The organism is Streptomyces sp. Je 1-4 4N24, assembly GCF_026239515.1.
Classification (GTDB): Bacteria; Actinomycetota; Actinomycetes; order Streptomycetales; family Streptomycetaceae; genus Streptomyces; species Streptomyces nigrescens.
Genome location: NZ_CP110836.1, coordinates 3,093,963 through 3,109,073, shown reverse-complemented (window position 1 = coordinate 3,109,073; position 15,111 = coordinate 3,093,963). Strand labels below are relative to the sequence as shown.

The following is a 15,111-nucleotide window of genomic DNA, read 5'->3' as shown; positions in this document are numbered from 1 at the left end:
GCCCGTACGCAGCAATCACCCACGCTATAGGGGGAGTTGGAAACAGCAGTGACCACCTGGACCGACCACAGCGCCGACCGGCCGCTCACCTTCAGCGCGCCGAGCGGAATCGACCGCTCCGCCCATCACCGCCTCGACGAGGCCTGGCTGGCGGCGGCCTGGAGCCACCCGACGACGCGCGTCTTCGTGGTGTCCGGTGGTCAGGCGCTGATCGACGACACCCCCGACGGCCGCACCGAGCTGATCATGACGCCGTCCTTCGAGGCGCCGCTGACCGAGGCGCACCGCTACTACCTCGGCACCGACGACGACGGCGTCAGCTACTTCGCCCTCCAGAAGGACTCGCTGCCCGGCCGCATGGACCAGCCCGCGCGCCCGGCGGGCCTGCGCGAGGCCGGCCTGCTGCTCTCCCCCCGCGACGCCGGCCTCCTCGTCCACGCCGTCGCCCTCGAGAACTGGCAGCGGCTGCACCGCTTCTGCTCACGCTGCGGCGAACGCACCGTCATCGCCGCCGCCGGCCATATCCGCCGCTGCCCCGCCTGCGGCGCGGAGCACTACCCGCGCACCGACCCGGCCGTGATCATGCTCGTCACCGACGAGGAGGACCGCGCTCTCCTGGGCCGCCAGGTCCACTGGCCCGAGGGCCGCTTCTCCACCCTCGCGGGCTTCGTCGAGCCGGGGGAGTCCATCGAGCAGTCGGTGGCCCGCGAGGTCTTCGAGGAGGCCGGCGTCGTCGTCGGCGACGTCGAATACATCGCCAGCCAGCCCTGGCCCTTCCCCTCCAGCCTGATGCTGGGCTTCATGGCGCGCGCCACCTCCTCCGAGATCCAGGTCGACGGCGAGGAAATCGAGGAGGCCCGCTGGTTCTCCCGTGAGGACCTGCGCGCCGCCTTCGAATCCGGCGAGGTCCTCCCGCCGTACGGCATCTCCATCGCCGCCCGCCTCATCGAACTCTGGTACGGCAAGCCGCTGCCCAAGCCGTGAGCGGGGGGGACGGCGCGGCCGGTGCACAGGGGACCGGCACGTCTGGCGCCGTGATGCCTTGACGCCGTGGTGGCCTTGACGCCGTGGTGGTCTGGCGCCGTGGTGGTCTGGCGCCGTGGTGGTCTGGCGCCGTGGTGGTCCGGCGTCCGGATGTCGGGGCGTCCCGATGTCCGGGCGTCCCGCTTCGGACCTGACCATCGGGACGGCCTGATACGCCGGGATGTCCCGACCCCATGAGGCACGGACAAGGGCCGCCGACCGGATGCCTTGGGCGGGACGGCCGACGGCCCTTGGAAACGATCATGCGCAGGAAGCCACTGGTACGGATCGGGGCCGCGCATACGGCATGAGACCGCTCACGGTCGCATGCGGTACGAAGCTACTCACGCGGGACAGGACCGGTTCCCGTGGATCCGGGCTGCCGCCCTGGAGCGCCCCGGACGAAGCTGCTCGCGCGGGGCGGCGTACCACTGGGGAGACGGCCTCGCTGCGTGTGTCAGGAGCCCCACAGCAGCCACGGTGGCCGTATAGCCCTCCAGGCAGCTGAGCCGCCCACCGCCCACCCCGCCGCCAAGCGGAGCGGTCACTCCGTCAAGGCGGCGGTGAAGCGTCCGGCGCTCAGGCCCCGACCTTCTCCTTGACCTGCGCCAAGGACGGGTTGGTCAGCGTCGACCCATCCGGGAACAGCACGGTCGGCACCGTCTGGTTGCCGCCGTTCGCCTTCTCCACGAACGCCGCGGACTCCGGGTCCTGCTCGATGTTGATCTCGGTGTATGCGATGCCCTCGCGGTCCATCTGGCCCTTCAGCCGACGGCAGTAACCGCACCAGGTCGTGCTGTACATCGTCACAGTGCCCGCCATGCGCCCTGCGCTCCTTCGATAAGTCTTGATCCAATACCACCCGCATCCGTACCCGGCGCGGCCAAGCAACTCAACGCGCATCACCCCTCAGCCATTCCCGGCGCCCCGAGTGGCCTGCGCCGGCAAGGCGACGAGGGCGCCCCGCGGGCTGCGTGGGGGCAGAGCTCGCCCACCCTCTCGCACGCCGGCTGCCGGGGTCTGCGCCAACTAGCTGGGGGACCCCCGCCCCCGCCCCCGCCCCACCCCACCCCACGCCCCCCACCGACCAGAGCCACCCCTCAAAGCTGTCCCCAGCCCCAGCCCCGCACCTTGCCCCGCCGACAATCCGCCGACGCCTGCGCGATCGGCGCCCGCCCGCCGCCCTCCGACCGCCGGAACCAAGCAAAGCACCCGCCGCAGCCCCGCACCGTCCGTTGTCCACAGCAGACGGGATGCGTACGACCGGGGCCCGGCGGCTGTGGACAGGTTTCCCGGGCGTCTCGGCGGACCTGGCAGCATGGCGGGGTGACAGCAGCAACGGACTCCTCTCTTTTCCCGCAGGTGCCTGACTCGGCGGACGGGGTGCTCGACGGGCTCGACCCCGAGCAGCGCGAGGTCGCGACGGCTCTGCACGGTCCGGTGTGCGTGCTGGCGGGTGCCGGCACGGGCAAGACCCGCGCGATCACCCACCGGATCGCTTACGGGGTACGGGCCGGAATTCTGCAGCCCGCGAGTGTGCTCGCTGTCACGTTCACGGCCCGCGCGGCCGGCGAGATGCGCGGCCGACTGCGCCAGCTCGGCGCGGGCGGGGTCCAGGCCAGGACGTTCCACTCCGCGGCCCTGCGGCAGCTCCAGTTCTTCTGGCCGAAGGCCGTCGGCGGCGAGGTTCCGCGGCTGCTGGAGCGCAAGATCCAGCTCGTCGCCGAGGCCGCCGCCCGCTGCCGCATCCGGCTCGACCGCAATGAGCTGCGCGATGTCACGGCCGAGATCGAGTGGTCCAAGGTCACCCAGACCGTCCCGGCGGACTATCCGGCGGCGGTCGCCAAGGCGGGCCGTGAGGCCCCGCGCGACCCGGCCGAGATCGGGCAGATCTACGGGACGTACGAACAGCTCAAGCGCGACCGGGGCAGCATCGACTTCGAGGATGTGCTGCTGCTCACGGTCGGTGTGCTGCAGGACCGGCACGACATCGCCGAGCAGGTCCGTGCGCAGTATCAGCACTTCGTCGTCGATGAGTACCAGGACGTCAGCCCGCTCCAGCAGCGGCTGCTGGAGCTGTGGCTGGGGGACCGCGACAACCTCTGCGTGGTCGGCGACGCCAGCCAGACGATCTACAGTTTCACCGGCGCCACCCCCGACCACCTCCTCAACTTCCGCACCCGCCATCCGAACGCGACGGTCGTCAAGCTCGTCCGCGACTACCGCTCCAGCCCCCAGGTCGTGCATCTCGCCAACGGCCTGCTCTCCCAGGCCCAGGGGCGTGCCGCCGAGCACCGCCTGGAGCTGATCTCGCAGCGCGAGGCGGGCCCCGAGCCCGTGTACACGGAGTACGCCGACGAGCCCGCCGAGGCCGAGGGCACCGCCCGCCGGATCCGTGACCTGATCGCTTCCGGTGTGTCGGCCGGTGAGATCGCCGTCCTCTTCCGCATCAACGCCCAGTCCGAGGTCTATGAGCAGGCGCTGGCCGATGTCGGCGTGCCGTATCAGCTGCGGGGCGCCGAGCGGTTCTTCGAGCGGCCGGAGGTGCGCGAGGCCGGCGTCAAGCTGCGGGGCGCCGCCCGCTTCGGGTCCAACGACGCGCTGCTCGACGACGCGGTGGACCTGCCGTCCGAGGTGCGGGCGGTGCTCAGCGACATGGGCTGGGCCAGCCGGCCCCCGGCCGGTTCCGGGGCGGTGCGGGACCGCTGGGAATCCCTGGCGGCCCTGGTGCGGCTCGCAGAGGACTTCGCCGAGGCCCGGCCCACAGCCACCCTCGCCGACCTCGTCGCCGAAATGGACGAGCGGGCCAACGCGCAGCACGCCCCAACGGTCGAAGGCGTGACCCTCGCGTCCCTGCACGCCGCCAAGGGCCTGGAGTGGGAGGCCGTCTTCCTGGTCGGTCTCACCGAAGGCATGATGCCGATCACCTACGCCAGGACCGACGAGCAGATAGAGGAGGAACGCCGGCTGCTGTATGTCGGCGTCACTCGCGCCCGGCTGCATCTGGGGCTGTCCTGGTCGCTGGCGCGCTCTCCGGGCGGGCGGGCCTCCCGCCGCGCCAGCCGCTTCCTGAGCGGCCTGCGGCCGGGCTCCGGGGCGGTGGCGGGCCGCCGCACACCGGGCGCGGTCTCAGGGGGCGTCGAGCGCGGTGAGGGGGCGGCGGCGGTGGCACGGCGCCCCAAGCACCGCAGCCCGGCCCGCTGCCGGGTCTGCAACAGGACGCTCACGGACGCGGGCGAGATGAAGCTGATGCGGTGTGAGGACTGCCCTTCGGAGCTGGACGAGGCGCTGTACGAGCGGCTGTGCGAGTGGCGGGCCGAGCAGGCCGCGCGCTCCCGGCAGCCCGCGTACTGCGTCTTCACCGACAAGACACTGATGGCGATCGCGGAGGCCGTTCCGGGAACCGAATCGGAGCTTGCCGTCATCTCAGGAGTGGGGCGGCGGAAGTTCGACCGCTACGGCAGCGATGTGCTGGCAATCTGTGCCGGCGAGGAGCTCGCGGGGGTCGCGGAGGAGGGGCCCGGAGGCGCCGCGAAAAACTCGTCGAAAAAATAGTTTGCGCGCGCGGAGCGCATCCCCATAGCCTTCGAGAGCAACGGAGACAACGGAACCTTCCGAGATCCGATGGATCCGTGCTGTACTTGAACACCCTGGAACGGGATTCCCGGTCCACCGAGACGCCGAGAGGAGGCGAGCCCAGTGATCAGCATTATCGAGACCAAAATGACCGATCTCTCGGTCGTCGCCACCTGCACGCTCGGCTCCTCGCTCCCTGGCACCGGTCTGTCCGGCTTCGGCCGCCTGTCCGGTACCGAGGTCGTGCGCCCCGAGTCCCTCGCTGTGCTGACGCGCAGTGAGCGCACCGCGCGACCGACCGAGGCACCTGCGGCAGCAGCAGCGGCGGCATCGGCGAATGCCTTTGTCTTCGCGGCGGCCAATGGTGCCGGATCCCGGAAGCAGTACCAGACGCAGCATGAAATGTGGGCCTACCGCGGCCTCGAACCCTGGAGAGATCCAGCCTGATCGGCACGATCAGGTCGGCACCTTCCAGGGCCGCGGAACCCACACCGGGATCCGCGGCCCTTTTGTTTGCCCATGCGCCCGCCACCAGCCGGGCCGAACAGACGAGGAACACACCACCGTGCAACTCCAGACGCACACCCCGTCCGTAGCAACCGACCTGATCCCTCCGCCCGACCCTCAGGAGAACTCCTTGCTGCCCCTCACCGAGCTCGACGACGAGATCGACCGCCTCGGCGCCGCTGTTCCGTGCCGTACCTACGACCCGGAGGTCTTCTTCGCCGAGTCCCCGGCCGACGTCGAGTACGCCAAGACGCTGTGCCAGACCTGCCCCGTCCGTGAGGCCTGTCTCGCCGGTGCCAAGGACCGCCGTGAGCCGTGGGGTGTCTGGGGCGGCGAGCTCTTCGTCCAGGGTGTCGTCGTGCCGCGGAAGCGTCCGCGTGGCCGTCCGCGTAAGAACCCGGTTGCGGCATGAACACCATCGGCACAGGAACGATCGACCGTCCCCTCACACGGGATCCCCAGAAGCAGGACCTCACGATGAACCCGACTTTCACCGACACACCCGTCCCCGTGAACACCGACGTGATCGAGTCGCGTCAGAACAGGAACCACGCAATGCAACTCATCCCAGAAGCCCTGGCGCGTGCTCATATGCACGAACGCCTCCGGGAGGCCGAATCGGAACGCAGGGCTCATCGGCTCGCCGCCGCGCGGCGTATGCAGCGTCGCGCCGAGCGCGCGTCGCTGCGTGCCCGCCGTGCGCTGGCCATGGCCGTGATGCAGTAACGGCGTCGCGCTGATGCCGCCACACAACGGGGTCCGTCCGACAGGGCGGGCCCCGTGGTGCGTTATGTCCCGCTTCCTACGGTTGGCGGGGCTATCGTCGGGCGATGGACCAGAAGACGCATGAACAGGCGGAGTTGGCCGACGACGGCACGGTGTGCGCGGGCTGCGGCGCGGTGGCCGAGGGAACCCCGACGACCTGGACCTGCTCCGTCGAGAACGGTGAACGCCGCTACTTCTGTGACCACTGCGCGCGGGAGAACATCCGGGCCATCGAGGGACGCCTGGATTCGAGCTGGTGGTGAGGCCTCGCGCCACGGAGGCCGGTGAGCCCCGGGCCGCCGCGCCCGCTCCGCCGCGGGAGCGGGCGGCCGAGGCGGTGCGGCCCGGCGGGCGGGCTCAGGCCGTGGATCCTTCGACGGCCTCCTCACCGATGTCCGCGCCGACGATGGTGCCGAAGTCGGTGAGGTCCGAGCCGGCCGGCTCCTGCTCGGGCACGAAGCCGGGCATCCATGCCTCGAGTTCGTCGCGCAGTCGTACCGTCGCCCCCAACTGGCACAGCACCCCGATCGTGCTCAGGGTCACACGGTGGATCAGGAGGTAGGCGGGCGGCAGATTGAGCTGTTTGCCCAACTGGTGGGCGGGGGAGCGGGGATCGCCCACCCGGGCCGCCTGATGGCGCATCCAGCCCCGGGTGAAGGTGAACTCGTCCACCTGCGCGGGTTCGATGATCGGCAGCAGATACTCCAGCACCGCGTCCGGGTCCAGCTCGATGGACTCCTTGACGAAGCCCTCCTCGCACAAAAGCTGGTAGACGGCGTCCGCCTCGCCGTCCAGCGTCATCCGCAAAGAGGTGCCGATCGTCGGCGGCAGCCCCTCGGGGAGCCGGTCGACGGTGCCGAAGTCCAGCACCCCCAGCCGCCACTCCTCCACGGGGCCGTCCGGGAAGTCCCCGGCCAGCAGCCGGAAGTTGCCCGGATGCGGGTCGGCGTGCAGCAGGCCCGTACGGGCGGGGCCGGAGAAGAGGAAGCGTGCCAGGAGCTGACCGGCCCGGTCCCGCTGTTCGTCGGTGCCCTCCGCGATCACCTCGGACAGCGGCACCCCCGCCATCCACTCCGTCACCAGTACCTGGTCGCACTGGTGGACCACGGCCGGCACCACCACGTCCGGGTCGTCGGCGAACTCCTCGGCATGTGCCCGCTGGGCCTCCGCCTCCAGGGAGTAGTCCAGCTCCTCCGACACCCGGTCGCGCAGCTCGGTGATCAGCGGCTTGATGTCCATGCCCGGGATCAGCGGACCCAGCAGCCGGGCGAACCGGCTCAGCTGCGACAGGTCCGACAGCAGCGCCTGGCCGGCACCCGGATACTGCACCTTGACGGCCACCTCGCGGCCGTCGTGCCACACCCCCCGGTGCACCTGCCCGATCGAGGCGGCCGCGGCAGGCTTGTCCTCGAACTCCTCGAACAGCTCCTGCCAGTCCTCGCCGAGCTGCTCCGCCAGCACCGCGTGCACCGTGCTCGTCGGCATCGGTGGCGCCGCCTCCTGAAGCTTCGTCAGGGCGGCGCGATAGGGCCCGGCGACCTCCTCGGGCAGCGCCGACTCGAAGACGGACAGCGCCTGCCCGAACTTCATCGCCCCGCCCTTCAGCTCGCCGAGCACTTTGAAGAGCTGTTCCGCGGTGCGCTGTTGGAGCTCACGGCCGACGATCTCGGCGGATCTGCCGCCGATCCGCTTGCCCAGGCCCCAGGTGGCGCGGCCGGCGAACCCCAGTGGCAGCGCGGCCAGCTTGGCGGTGCGGGTGACCGCCTTGCGGGGAAGATCAGACATGCGCCCCTCCAACTCACACTGTCCCCCTACCGGGGTTACTCCGTCATTGTGGCGTGTTCCGGCTGAGGATCCGAGGCGCCCGCCGCACTCAGTGAAGCGGCAGCGCCACAGCCGCAGTCCGGATGAGGCTCGATCCGCACCGTCCGCACGCTCGCACACGGTGCCGCAAGCTCCATCCGTGCCCCTGTGCACGGCGGGAGTTCGCCATCGAGGAACGCCAGCGCCTGGACGGCGGCGATCCCCGCGACCGTTGTTGCCAGCGCGGCATCGCAGGCCGGAACCGCGGGTGCACCACGCCCCGACCGCCACTGCGCAAGCAACCGCGGCCAGGCCGGCTCCGCGTCCGTACGACGCAGCTCGTCGCAGCGGGCACAGGCCGAACCGCCGGGCAGCACCAACGGACCCACCACACCCGTGCCCTCGATCACCCCCGCGTAAAGATGTGGGATGCCGGCGATGAGCAACGGCTCGGACAGCACCGGGTCGGGGGCGTACGCGCCGAGCCCGTCCCGCGGGGCCAGCACCAGGAGCGACAGTCCGGGTTCGCCCGATTCGCTGACCGGGACCCTCGGCCGTGGAGTACGGCTCCAGGGAGAGGACTGCTGGACCAGCCGTTGCGCGGCAGTGCGCCGCCGCTCGCCGATCCGCTCGGCCGGCAGCCCGCCGGGCAGCGCGTCCCACGGCTGGACCGTGCCACCGTCGAACACCTCCACCCGCCCGACCCCCGAGGCCGAGAGCAGTGCCGCGACCGCGGCGCCGACACGGCCCGCGCCCTTGACCCGGGCCCGGATCGCCCGGCGTGCTCCCATCCGGCCCAGCCCGCCCGCGGGCTCCGGATGCTGCACCGAGAGGGAGGCCAGATCGGGACGCAGCCGCTCGAAAGCGGCATGGTCCGCCCGTACGGCCTCTGCCGCCGGACCGCCCGCGGTGGGGGCTTCCAGCAGCCCGGCGGCGCCGAGCCGGTCCACCACACCCCGCACATGCTCGGGCGGGAGGTCCAGTAACGCCGCCTCCTCGATCAGTTGCTGCATGGTGCGGGTGCCGTCGATCAGTGAGAGGAAACTGCCGGTCGCCGTGTCCACCGGGCCGACCACCAACGCATGCGCCGGCGCCACCCCGAACCGCACCGTTTCCCTGTCCCGCCAGCCGCGCCGCAGCGCGGGCTTGAGCATCGGATGCCTCATCTCCGCCCCCGTCCTTCGTCGTCCGGCTCCCAGCATGCGCCCCGCGGCGGATCGGCGCGGAAGTTATCCACAGGCAGTGGGCAATGTTCATACAAGCGGTGCACGCCATGGAGTGGTTCGATGGCGAACCGTCCGCGGGGCGGGACTTCCCGCCGCGCCAGCGGGTAACGTCGGGCGCGTGCCCGCCGACCCTTCCGCCCACGGCCCGGGGGAAACCCCTCTGCGCCGCGCCGCTGACACCTCGCGCGGGGCTGCCCCGAGCCCCGTGGCCGGTGGACCGGGCACCAGCGCCGTCGAGGTGCGCCGCAGTTCACGACGGCGCAGAACGGTCTCCGCGTACCGCGAGGGCGACCGCACGGTTGTCCTGATTCCGGCCCGTATGTCCGAGGCCGAGGAGCGGCGCTGGGTCACCGTCATGCTGGACAAGCTCGCCGCCCAGGAGAGCAAGCGGATGCTGGGCGACGGCGAGCTGGCCGAGCGCGCCCGGCGGCTGTCCGGTCAGTACCTGGACGGCCGGGCCTGCCCCGCCTCGGTGCGCTGGGTGACCAACCAGAACACCCGCTGGGGATCGTGCACCCCGGCCGAGGGCAGCATCCGCCTCTCGCACCGTCTCCAGGGCATGCCGGAGTACGTCATCGACTACGTCCTGCTGCACGAACTCGCCCATCTGCTGGTCCCCGGCCACGGCCCCCGGTTCTGGCGGCTTCTGGAGTCCTACCCCCGTACGGAGCGGGCCCGTGGCTACCTCGAAGGGGTGGTCGCGGCCGACCGGCTGCCCCATCTTCCCGTCGCCCGCGGTGAATGAGGGAGCGCAGCCGGACGAGATCCGCCGCGCCCCGGCATCGCCCGCTGTCGGCGCCAGCGGTTAGCCTGGCGGCGCAGAAGAACTCACAGCCGGAGCGGGGGACGGGCGTTACGTATGGCCAGGGAATTCCAGCGGGGCCACAAGGCCAAGATCAGTGATCTGACGGCGGGAACGGATCTGTACGTCGGTGTGCAGATCGCCGGGCCCGGCCTGAGCTTCGACATCAGCTGCTTCGGCCTGGACGCCGACGAGCGGCTCTCCGACGACCGGTACTTCATCTTCTTCAACCAGCCCACCTCGCCCGAGGAGTCGATCCAGCTGCTCGGCGCGCAGGCCGGCGACAGCGAATCGTTCCGGGTCACCCTCGACAAGATCCCGCCGCACATCCAGAAGCTCTCCTTCACCGCCGCGCTGGACGGCGACGGGCAGGTCTCGCAGATCGGCCCCGGCTACGTCCGGATCGTGGCCGGCGGCGAAGAGGTCGCCCGCTACTCCTTCACGGGCAGCGAGTTCAGCACCGAACGCGCCGTCATGCTCGGCGACTTCTACCTCAAGGACGTCTGGCGGTTCGCCGCGGTCGGCCAGGGCTTCGACGGCGGCCTCGAGGCGCTGCTGAAGAACTTCGGCGGCGAGGTCGCCGAAGAGGCCGAGGCGCAGCCCGAGCCGCCCACCACGGCACAGGGCGTGCCGGGCTTCGCCCCGCCGTCCGGGCCTGCCGCCCCCGCGCCGTCCTTCGGGGTGCCCGCCGCGGCGCCAGCCCCGCAGCCCGCGCCCGAATTCGGCCCGCCCCAGGGCCGGCCCCAGAGCCCGCCGCAGGAAGCACCCCCGGCCGCACCGCAGTCCCCGCAGCCCACCGCACCGCAGGTCCACAACGCGCCTACCCTCGCTGCGCCCATGGCCCCGCCGGCCGGCCCGGTCCCGCCGCCCGGTGTGCCCGCGCAGCAGCCGCCGGCCCCGTACGGCCAGCCGGCGCCCGGTCAGGACCCGTACGGCCCGCCGCAGCCCGCACCCGGCGGCTACCCCGGCCAGCAGGCCCCGCAGGCGCCTCCCTACGGACAGCCCGCGCCGCCGCCCGGCGGATACGGTGCCCCGCAGGGCCAGCCCGCCCCGTACGGCCAGCCGGGACAGCAGCCCCCGGGCGCCCCCTATGGGGGCGGTCAGACGCCGGCCGTGCCTCAGGGTGGCGGCCCCGGCCTCGGTGTCGTACTGGACAAGTACAAGGAAAGCCCCACCGGCCAGCGCTGGACGCCCCAGAGCAGCAGGCTGATCCGCGTCGACCTCGGCATCGACGGCCAGCCGGTGCTCGCCCGCCAGGGCAGCATGGTGCTCTACCAGGGCAAGGTCGACTTCGGCTACAAGGGCGCCGGCTTCCGCGGCCGGATCGTCGGCAACGCCACCGGCCAGGAAATGCAGCTGATGCGCTGCTCCGGCCAGGGCCAGGTGTTCTTCGCGGAGAACAGCGCCCATGTGCACCCCATCGAGCTGCAGGGCGACGCCATCTGTGTGTCCGCCGAGGCCGTCCTCGCCTTCGACGAGTCGCTGCAGCACGAGGTCCGCCGAATCGAGGGCCACGGCATCCCCGGTGGCGCCCTGTTCACCATGCAGTTCCAGGGGACCGGCACCGTCGTCGTCAAGACCCAGGGCACCCCGGTCGTGCTGCCGGTCACCCCGACCACCTTCGCCGACGCCAACGCCATCGTGGCCTGGTCCGCCGCCTCGCAGGTGATCATCTCCAGCCAGGTGAGCCTGCGCCGGCACGCCTACCCGGGCCACTCCGGCGAGACCGTGAACCTCCAGTTCCGCGGTGCGCCCGGCAACTTCATCGTCGTCCAGCCCTACGAGGTCTGAGGGAGCCCGCACGTCATGAACCAGCAGCAGCTGTCGGGCTACGTCCCGACCCCGCCCGCCGCCCGTATGGAGAACCACGGCAGCGCCATGGTGAAGATCGCCATGCAGAGCGGCCAGGACATCTTCGCCCGCACCGGCTCGATGGTCGCCTACGAAGGCTTCGTCCAGTACGAGCCGAACCCACCCGCCGTCCGCCAGATGGCCTCCCAGTGGCTCACCGGCGAAGGCGCGCCCCTGATGAAGTGCTCCGGCGACGGTCTGCTCTACCTCGCCGACTACGGCGCCGACGTCGTCTGCATCAACCTCGACGGCGACTCCCTCTCCGTCAACGGCACCAACCTCCTCGCCCTCGACGCCCACCTCCAGTGGGGCGTGCAGCGCGTCAAGGGCATGGCGAAGTTCGCCGGTCAGGGACTCTTCAACGTCCAGATCTCGGGCACCGGCTGGGTCGCCCTGACCTCCCGGGGCACGCCCATCGTCGTCGACTGCGGCCGCGGTGAGGACGAGACCTATGTGGACCCGGACGCCCTGGTCGCCTGGTCGACCAACCTGAAGATGAAGGGCAAGCGCAGCTTCAAGGCGTCCTCGATGATCGGACGCGGCAGCGGCGAGGCGTACCAACTGGGCTTCTCCGGCCAGGGGTTCGTCGTCGTCCAGCCCAGCGAGGACAGCACCGACCGGCTCCGGGCCCGGGGCTGAGGGGGAGGACCGAACACGCCATGCAGAGTCCGCTTTTCGCCTTCACCGAGGCACAGACCCAGGACCGCTACGCCCTGCAGAACAGCCAGCTGCTGCGCGTCGCCCTCCAGGGGCACGAGGACGTCCTCGCCCGTAAGGGCACGATGGTCGCCTATCAGGGACTGCTCGAATTCGACGGCAACTACCAGACGCCGGGCCAGCACCGCACCCGCGCGCACTCCGGTGAGGGCCTCGAGCTGATGCGCGTCTCCGGGCAGGGCACGGTCTATCTGGCCAACCTCGCCCAGTACGTCCATGTCGTCGACGTCGACCACGACGGCCTGACCGTCGACAGCAGCTATGTCCTGGCGCTGGACTCCGGCCTCCACTGGGAGGTCGTCTCCGTCGACAGCCAGTACGGCATCTCCGGCACCGGCAAGTACCAGCTCAACATCTCCGGACGGGGCAAGGTCGCCCTGATGACCTCCGGCGAGCCGCTGATGCTGCAGGTCACACCCGACAAGTACGTCAACGCCGACGCCGATGCGGTGGTCGCCTGGTCCGCTTCGCTGCGCGTCCAGATGCAGGCGCAGACGCACTCCTCGGGAGTGTTCCGCCGGCGCGGTAACACCGGAGAGGGCTGGGAGCTGAGCTTCCTCGGGCAGGGCTACGCACTGGTCCAGCCCAGCGAGCTGCTGCCGCCGCAGAACGCCGTCATCGGCTCCGGGGCGGCCGCCCAGTTCGGCATGGGCCAGCAGGGCGCCCGGGGACAGAACCAGGGCAACATCTTCACCAACTGAGCCGACCCGCCGCTGACACACCTCCGGCGCCCGCCCCGGGAAGGGACGGGCGCCGGGAGGCGTGACCGCTGCCGTCTAGAGCAGCGCGCGGGTGCGCTCCACCAGGCGCACGACCGACGCATCGGCGACGCCGGGCACCTCGTCGTACGCGAACCACCGCAGGTCCAGCGACTCGTCGCTGATCTCCGCCACCGCGCCCGCGGGCGCCAGCGCCGCGTACTGCACGTCCAAATGCCAGGCGCAGGGCGTGTGATGACGGTCCAGCCGCACCGGGCCGCCGGGCAGCAGCGTCAGCCCCTGCGCGATCCCCGACTCCTCACGCGCCTCACGCAGCGCCGCATCGGCCAGGGAGGCGTCCTCCGGCTCGCAGTGGCCGCCCATCTGCAGCCACATCTCCAGCTTGCGGTGCAGGGTGAGCAGCACCCGCCCGCCAGCCGGATCGATCACCAGCGCGCTGGCCGTGAGGTGCCCGTCCTTGCAGGGCTTCCACATGCCGTCCTGATGGGCGGCGAGATGATCCAGATAGGTCAGCCGCAGCTGTTCCTGTCCGGGGGACGGCGCGGGCCACTCCTTGAGCACCCGCGCCGCATCCTCGTGCAGACTCACTTGTCGCCGTCACCCTTGCTTTCGCCGGGGGTCTCGTCCGGGCCGTCGCTCTCCCGGGCGGGCTTGTCCAGATCCGGCTTGCCGCCGCTCGCGGCCTCGCCGAGCATCTTGTCGAGCTCGGAGAAGTCCGGCTGCTCGTGGTGCACAAACCCGTCCGGGTCGTCCAGATCGGCCGCCGTCGGCAGCATGTCCGGGTGCTCCCACAGGCCGTCGCGGCCCTCCAGGCCCCGCGCGTCCGTCAGCGACGCCCACAGCCGCGAGGCGTCCCGCAGCCGCCGCGGACGCAGCTGCAGACCGATCAGCGTCGAGAACGTCTGCTCGGCGGGCCCACCGCTCGCCCGGCGCCGCCGCAGCGTCTCACGGAGCCTGTCCGCCGACGGCAGATGCGGCTTGGCGGCGGCGTGCACCACCGCGTCCACCCAGCCCTCGACGAGCGCCAGCGCGGTCTCCAGACGGGCCAGCGCCGCCTTCTGCTCCGGAGTGTCCTCGGGCTGGAACATGCCCTGCTGAAGGGCGTTCTGCAGCTCCTCGGGATGCTGCGGATCGATCTGGCCGACCACGTCCTCCAGCTTGGTCGTGTCGACCTTGATGCCGCGCGCATAGCCCTCGACGGCACCGAACAGATGCGAGCGCAGCCACGGCACATGCGCGAAGAGCCGCTGGTGGGCGGCCTCGCGCAGGGCCAGATACAGCCGCACTTCCTCCTCCGGGACGCCCAGGCCCTCGCCGAACGTCGCGATGTTCCCCGGCAGCAGCGCGGCCTTGCCGGCCGGGCCGAGCGGCAGTCCGATGTCCGTCGAACCGACGACCTCGCCGGCCAGCACGCCCAGCGCCTGGCCGATCTGCGTGCCGAACATCGCGCCGCCCATGGAGCGCATCATCCCGAGCAGCGGGCCCGCCATGGCCTGCATCTCCCCGGGCAGCACATCGCCCATGGCCGCCCCGACGCGCTCGGCGAGCGGATTGACCAGGTCCTTCCACACCGGGAGGGTCTCCTCGACCCACTCGGCGCGGCTCCAGGCCACCACCGAGCCGGAACCCGACGGCAGCGACGTCACACCGTCCAGCCACAGATCCGCCAGCCGCACGGCCTCCTCGACCGCACTGCGCTCACCCGGCGACAGGCTCGCGTCCTTGCTGCCGTCCTCGGCGCCCTGCGCGACGGTCTGCCGCGCGATGTCCTTGGCCATGTCCCAGTTCACCGGGCCGCCCTCGTAGGAGAGCATCTGGCCGAGCTTCTGGAAGGCGGCTCCCAGGTCTCCAGGGTTCATTTCGCCACCGGGGCCGCCCATGCCGCCGAAGAGCGCCGCGAACGGATTGTCCGCGCCGCCGCTCCCGCCGCCGAACCCGAACGGGTCCGCGGGGCCCTGGCTACCTCCCTGGCCGCCCTTCTTCTTGCCGTTGTCGCCGTCCTCCGGCTCCTCCGGCGGAAGGCCGAATCCAAATGGGGTGTCACTCACGGGTTTCCTCGGCTCGTAGGGCCGCCGACCAGGTGGCCGACGGCGGCTGCCCGACATCACCTCCAGCGTAGACA

The 15,111-nt window shown here is 71.4% G+C and carries 15 protein-coding genes; 10 read left to right on the top strand and 5 right to left on the bottom strand.

Features of this window, described 5'->3' with window-relative positions; all coding sequences use genetic code 11:
• Positions 1–48 precede the first annotated feature (48 nt).
• Positions 49–984 (top strand): NAD(+) diphosphatase, encoded by a 936-nt coding sequence (gene nudC / locus SLV14N_RS13180; protein WP_208681088.1) that lies wholly within the window; start codon positions 49–51, stop codon positions 982–984.
• Positions 985–1,602: 618 nt separating this feature from the next.
• On the opposite strand, the gene SLV14N_RS13175 is transcribed toward nudC, so the two are convergent.
• Entirely contained in the window at positions 1,603–1,845 is a 243-nt protein-coding gene (locus SLV14N_RS13175; RefSeq protein ID WP_208681087.1) for a mycoredoxin, read from the bottom strand.
• 504 nt (positions 1,846–2,349) lie between these two features.
• On the opposite strand from SLV14N_RS13175, the gene SLV14N_RS13170 reads away from it, so the two are divergent.
• The 5 genes from SLV14N_RS13170 (at position 2,350) to SLV14N_RS13150 (ending at position 6,134) form a co-directional block, all read left to right on the top strand.
• On the top strand, positions 2,350–4,578 hold the full coding sequence (locus SLV14N_RS13170; protein ID WP_269470883.1) for an ATP-dependent DNA helicase UvrD2: 2,229 nt from the start codon (positions 2,350–2,352) through the stop codon (positions 4,576–4,578).
• Positions 4,579–4,722: 144 nt separating this feature from the next.
• On the top strand, positions 4,723–5,046 hold the full coding sequence (locus SLV14N_RS13165; RefSeq protein ID WP_263269406.1) for a hypothetical protein: 324 nt from the start codon (positions 4,723–4,725) through the stop codon (positions 5,044–5,046).
• Between the two features lie 118 nt (positions 5,047–5,164).
• Positions 5,165–5,518 carry a WhiB family transcriptional regulator gene (locus tag SLV14N_RS13160; RefSeq protein ID WP_026169602.1) on the top strand — a complete coding sequence of 118 codons (354 nt, stop codon included), beginning with the start codon at positions 5,165–5,167 and terminating at the stop codon, positions 5,516–5,518.
• Entirely contained in the window at positions 5,515–5,832 is a 318-nt protein-coding gene (locus SLV14N_RS13155) for a hypothetical protein (protein ID WP_042148370.1), read from the top strand. The genes SLV14N_RS13160 and SLV14N_RS13155 overlap by 4 nt, the downstream gene beginning before the upstream one ends.
• A 104-nt stretch (positions 5,833–5,936) precedes the next feature.
• Positions 5,937–6,134 carry a hypothetical protein gene (locus SLV14N_RS13150; protein WP_263269403.1) on the top strand — a complete coding sequence of 66 codons (198 nt, stop codon included), beginning with the start codon at positions 5,937–5,939 and terminating at the stop codon, positions 6,132–6,134.
• A 94-nt stretch (positions 6,135–6,228) separates the two neighbouring features.
• On the opposite strand, the gene SLV14N_RS13145 is transcribed toward SLV14N_RS13150, so the two are convergent.
• Entirely contained in the window at positions 6,229–7,656 is a 1,428-nt protein-coding gene (locus tag SLV14N_RS13145; protein ID WP_263269402.1) for an AarF/ABC1/UbiB kinase family protein, read from the bottom strand.
• A 35-nt stretch (positions 7,657–7,691) separates the two neighbouring features.
• The gene (locus SLV14N_RS13140; protein WP_263269401.1) at positions 7,692–8,840 is read right to left on the bottom strand and encodes a ThiF family adenylyltransferase; all 1,149 of its coding nucleotides are present in this window, start codon (positions 8,838–8,840) and stop codon (positions 7,692–7,694) included.
• A 265-nt stretch (positions 8,841–9,105) separates the two neighbouring features.
• Between SLV14N_RS13140 and SLV14N_RS13135 the strand changes: the two genes are divergently transcribed.
• The 4 genes from SLV14N_RS13135 (at position 9,106) to SLV14N_RS13120 (ending at position 12,971) form a co-directional block, all read left to right on the top strand.
• Positions 9,106–9,645 carry a M48 family metallopeptidase gene (locus SLV14N_RS13135; protein ID WP_259670748.1) on the top strand — a complete coding sequence of 180 codons (540 nt, stop codon included), beginning with the start codon at positions 9,106–9,108 and terminating at the stop codon, positions 9,643–9,645.
• A 114-nt stretch (positions 9,646–9,759) separates the two neighbouring features.
• The gene (locus tag SLV14N_RS13130) at positions 9,760–11,493 is read left to right on the top strand and encodes a TerD family protein (protein ID WP_263269400.1); all 1,734 of its coding nucleotides are present in this window, start codon (positions 9,760–9,762) and stop codon (positions 11,491–11,493) included.
• Positions 11,494–11,508: 15 nt separating this feature from the next.
• Positions 11,509–12,192 (top strand): AIM24 family protein, encoded by a 684-nt coding sequence (locus SLV14N_RS13125; RefSeq protein WP_208681081.1) that lies wholly within the window; start codon positions 11,509–11,511, stop codon positions 12,190–12,192.
• A 20-nt stretch (positions 12,193–12,212) separates the two neighbouring features.
• Positions 12,213–12,971 carry an AIM24 family protein gene (locus SLV14N_RS13120; RefSeq protein ID WP_208681080.1) on the top strand — a complete coding sequence of 253 codons (759 nt, stop codon included), beginning with the start codon at positions 12,213–12,215 and terminating at the stop codon, positions 12,969–12,971.
• Between the two features lie 75 nt (positions 12,972–13,046).
• Here the strand turns inward: SLV14N_RS13120 and SLV14N_RS13115 are convergent, their stop codons facing one another.
• Together SLV14N_RS13115 and SLV14N_RS13110 are read right to left on the bottom strand one after the other, a co-directional pair.
• Positions 13,047–13,577 carry an NUDIX hydrolase gene (locus tag SLV14N_RS13115; protein WP_208681079.1) on the bottom strand — a complete coding sequence of 177 codons (531 nt, stop codon included), beginning with the start codon at positions 13,575–13,577 and terminating at the stop codon, positions 13,047–13,049.
• Positions 13,574–15,037 carry a zinc-dependent metalloprotease gene (locus SLV14N_RS13110; RefSeq protein WP_208681078.1) on the bottom strand — a complete coding sequence of 488 codons (1,464 nt, stop codon included), beginning with the start codon at positions 15,035–15,037 and terminating at the stop codon, positions 13,574–13,576. Before SLV14N_RS13110 ends, SLV14N_RS13115 begins: the two co-directional genes overlap by 4 nt.
• Positions 15,038–15,111 lie beyond the last annotated feature (74 nt).

Coding starts and splice junctions, on each gene's coding strand:
- SLV14N_RS13175 (WP_208681087.1), bottom strand. CDS start 1,845: ATGGCGGGCACTGTGACGATGTACAGCACGACCTGGTGCGGTTACTGC.
- SLV14N_RS13155 (WP_042148370.1), top strand. CDS start 5,515: ATGAACACCATCGGCACAGGAACGATCGACCGTCCCCTCACACGGGAT.
- SLV14N_RS13150 (WP_263269403.1), top strand. CDS start 5,937: ATGGACCAGAAGACGCATGAACAGGCGGAGTTGGCCGACGACGGCACG.
- SLV14N_RS13145 (WP_263269402.1), bottom strand. CDS start 7,656: ATGTCTGATCTTCCCCGCAAGGCGGTCACCCGCACCGCCAAGCTGGCC.
- SLV14N_RS13140 (WP_263269401.1), bottom strand. CDS start 8,840: ATGAGGCATCCGATGCTCAAGCCCGCGCTGCGGCGCGGCTGGCGGGAC.
- SLV14N_RS13130 (WP_263269400.1), top strand. CDS start 9,760: ATGGCCAGGGAATTCCAGCGGGGCCACAAGGCCAAGATCAGTGATCTG.
- SLV14N_RS13125 (WP_208681081.1), top strand. CDS start 11,509: ATGAACCAGCAGCAGCTGTCGGGCTACGTCCCGACCCCGCCCGCCGCC.
- SLV14N_RS13120 (WP_208681080.1), top strand. CDS start 12,213: ATGCAGAGTCCGCTTTTCGCCTTCACCGAGGCACAGACCCAGGACCGC.